General features: G+C 65.2%; 3 protein-coding genes. All 3 read left to right on the top strand.

Annotated elements, in window-relative coordinates; genetic code table 11:
• Positions 1 to 25: 25 nt before the first annotated feature.
• Positions 26 to 277: a DDE-type integrase/transposase/recombinase gene (locus tag JOZ76_RS18455; RefSeq protein ID WP_441300057.1), complete on the top strand. Its 252-nt coding sequence runs from the start codon at positions 26 to 28 to the stop codon at positions 275 to 277.
• A gap of 260 nt (positions 278 to 537) precedes the next feature.
• Complete coding sequence (locus tag JOZ76_RS18450; protein ID WP_291700506.1) at positions 538 to 2,385, top strand: LodA/GoxA family CTQ-dependent oxidase; 1,848 nt, start codon at positions 538 to 540, stop codon at positions 2,383 to 2,385.
• The coding region (locus JOZ76_RS18445; RefSeq protein WP_291700504.1) for an NAD(P)/FAD-dependent oxidoreductase at positions 2,385 to 2,916 on the top strand (532 nt) is incomplete at its 3' end. The genes JOZ76_RS18450 and JOZ76_RS18445, both read left to right, overlap by 1 nt.

Genomic DNA, 2,916 nt, shown 5'->3' with positions numbered 1-2,916 from the left:
AGCGAAAAAGGTCGTTTTGTCTCGTGTGATTCACCGGCAGAGTCGGTATCTGAATAATCGTGCGGAAAACTCGCATCAGCCCACCCGACAACGGGAACGCCGCAGGAAGCGCTTCAAATCTCCTCAGCACGCGCAACGTTTTTGTGAAACACACGACGTCATTGCTCCTCACTTCCGACCGAAACGGCATCGGCTTTCAGCAAAGCAATATCGAGCAGAACGAGAAGGTCGATTTGAGACTTGGCGAGAGATTACCGCCTCCGCTTCGTCCTTCTAAAGCAGAGAATGTGGCTGTATTGTACTCGCCGAAACCGATGGCAAACCGATTCTGCTCGATAGGCACCGGCCCTCATACCGCAATGTGACAATGCCGTTACGTTCGATTCGGTACTACTACCGAGGTCAGCCGGTCACAACAGGACCCTATGGGCAACAGACCACAGCGATAGCCAAGCGCTAACGACGGAAGACGAGACGACGCCTGGCACGGAGCAAGAACACGCGCCCGACGTTTGGGAGAGTAGTAAGGGAGGCGCTATGTTCCATTCAAAGCTCAGTAGACGACAGTTACTTAAGGCGGGTGCCAGTTCGGCCGTTCTCGCGCTTGTCAGCCCTGGTAGCGGGAGTGGTGCCTCGGCTTCCGACGCTGAGATCACCAGCGCCGCGATTCATCCGGCCATCGGCATCGCCCGGATCGGCAACAGCACGAGCGATTACTATCTCGGCCCGGAGCTGCCCGGCACCGTGCCGCTCGCCCCAGACGGCTTCAAAGACGCGTGCGGCGCCCTCAAGCGACAGGCAGCGCGTTTCCGCCTCTACGGCTTGGATCGAAACGGTCGCGTCGTACGGGAGCTTACCGCCGAGGAGGCGGAGATCACCTGGCGCGTGCATCTGACCAATGCCAAAGCAGCCTGGTACGACTTCCATACTGCCCTCGACATCCCCGAGGCGCAGCCGACAACGCGCCGCAACGCGACTTACGTCGGCGCGGAGCGTGCCGCGTTGGTCATCGACCCGGGCGTGCGCGCGATCTCGGGCCGCTGTCGCGGCCCGGTGGTCTTCGATGGCGGCCGCTTCTTGGGCCTCGAAGCGCCGCTCGGCGAGTTGCGCACCGACGAGGCCGGCCGTCTGCTCGTGCTCGGCGGAGGCGGGCAGTCGTTCTCGCCGTTCGGTGCGCGTCTCACAACTTTCGCCAACAACGACGGCTGGTGCGACGACACCTCCGACGGCCCGGTGACCGCGAGCGTCCGGCTCGGTAGACGATGGCTGCCGGTGGCGCCCGCCTGGGTCATTATTGGCCCGCCTAACTACGGGCCTGCGCTGGCCACCGGCTACCGCACGCTCTATGACGTCATGACACAGACGATGATCGATCTCGGGCGGTTGTCACCGCCAACAAGAGTAAGCTTTCTCAGCGACATCTATCCGCTCTTCGATCGCCTGTCGCAGCTTCAATGGGTGAATCAGGGCATGCTCGAGCGCTACGGCTGGCAGTCGCCGGAGGATTTCCTCGATCCCGCCCTGGTCGCTCGGCTCGCCGATTCTTCCCCGGAGAACGAGCCGTTACGCCGCGGGCTCTTCGACCGCTTCCGCCATCCCGACTACGCGACGATGCAACCCGATGCCTGGCCGCCGCTCTACGGCGATGCGGTCGCCCTTCCGGCTAACAGCCCGCGCGATTGGCTGGCGGTCACCGCCGTGCAGTACGCCCAGCTCGCGCGCTGGGCAGACGGGGACTTCGGGAACGATCTTGCCAGCGCCGACCTCAGCGCCGAGCGCCTCGAAGATCTTCCCCTCCAGGCACAGCCGCTGGCGCTCGATCGCGCCGCGCTCGAGGCTTGTCTCGGCGACGCCTTCCACCCTGGATGCGAGACCACATGGCCCATGCGCATCGGCTCGATGTACTCGGGCCTCTTCCGGCTGCGACACCGCCAGGAGCCCGAGCCCGACTACGGCGACGTGCTCACGCCGGAGCAGGCGCGGGCAGCAAACGGACCGCTCGATGGCTGCGTGCCGGGATCGGTCACGCGCTGGCTGGCCGTGCCCTGGCAGACCGACACTGCCAGCTGCCGCTCGGGCTATGAGCCGCAGATCGATCCCTATCTGCCGACTTTCTGGGCGGCTCGCGTTCCGAACCACGTGTTCACGCGAGAGAGCTACGAGATCGTCCTCGACCGGTCCTTGCCGCTCGTCGTACGACAGCAGGCGTTTCACACCCGCGCCGCGTTCTTTCGCGATATCGATCAGCCGACGACGGAGCAGACGCTGGCGAGTATGGTGGAGAACTGGTTCCGCCTCGGCCTTGTGGAGGAGCGACCCGGTCCGGGTGATGACGCGTTCCCGACGGTGATGCGAGTCGAGACCGAGAGAGACTTCCCGGAGTAATGCGCGTCGCCATCGTGGGAGCGGGACCAGCCGGCTGCGCCGCGGCCGTCGAGCTCTGCCGGCTCGGGGCCGAGGTGGTGCTGCTCAGCGACGGCCGCGATGGTATCGGCGAGCAGATGCCTCCCGAAGCGCGCCCGCTTCTGCAGCAGTTAGGGCTGTTGCCGCTCGATGGGCATGTCGATTGTGTCGGGGTTCGCGCCGCGTGGCGGACAGCGACTCTCCGCCATCAGGATTTCGTCTTTCGTCCGTTCGGCCACGGATGGCTGCTCGACCGCCGCATCTTCGGAGCGCAGATGCGCCAGCGTGCCGTCGAGGCCGGGGCGGTGCTGCGCCAGCCGGTGCGTCTCCTTACCCTCGCCCGTCCACGCGAGTGGCGACTCCGCGTCGAAGGCGAGGAGGTCGCTTGCGATTGGATGATCGACGCCAGTGGCCGGCACGCCGCGGTGGCGCGCCGACTCGGCATCCGCCGCCGCCACTTCGATCGGCAGTTCGCGGTCCTCGGATGGTTGCAGACCGAAGCCGACGACGAGG

The sequence above is a fragment of the Bradyrhizobium sp. genome, assembly GCF_019244115.1.
In the GTDB taxonomy this organism is placed as follows: Bacteria; Pseudomonadota; Alphaproteobacteria; order Rhizobiales; family Xanthobacteraceae; genus Bradyrhizobium.
Note: the sequence above shows the minus strand (reverse complement) of the source record. Positions and strands in the feature narration are given on the sequence as shown.

Excerpts from the sequence above, each read along its gene's own strand:
- JOZ76_RS18450 (WP_291700506.1), top strand. The coding sequence starts at position 538 with ATGTTCCATTCAAAGCTCAGTAGACGACAGTTACTTAAGGCGGGTGCC.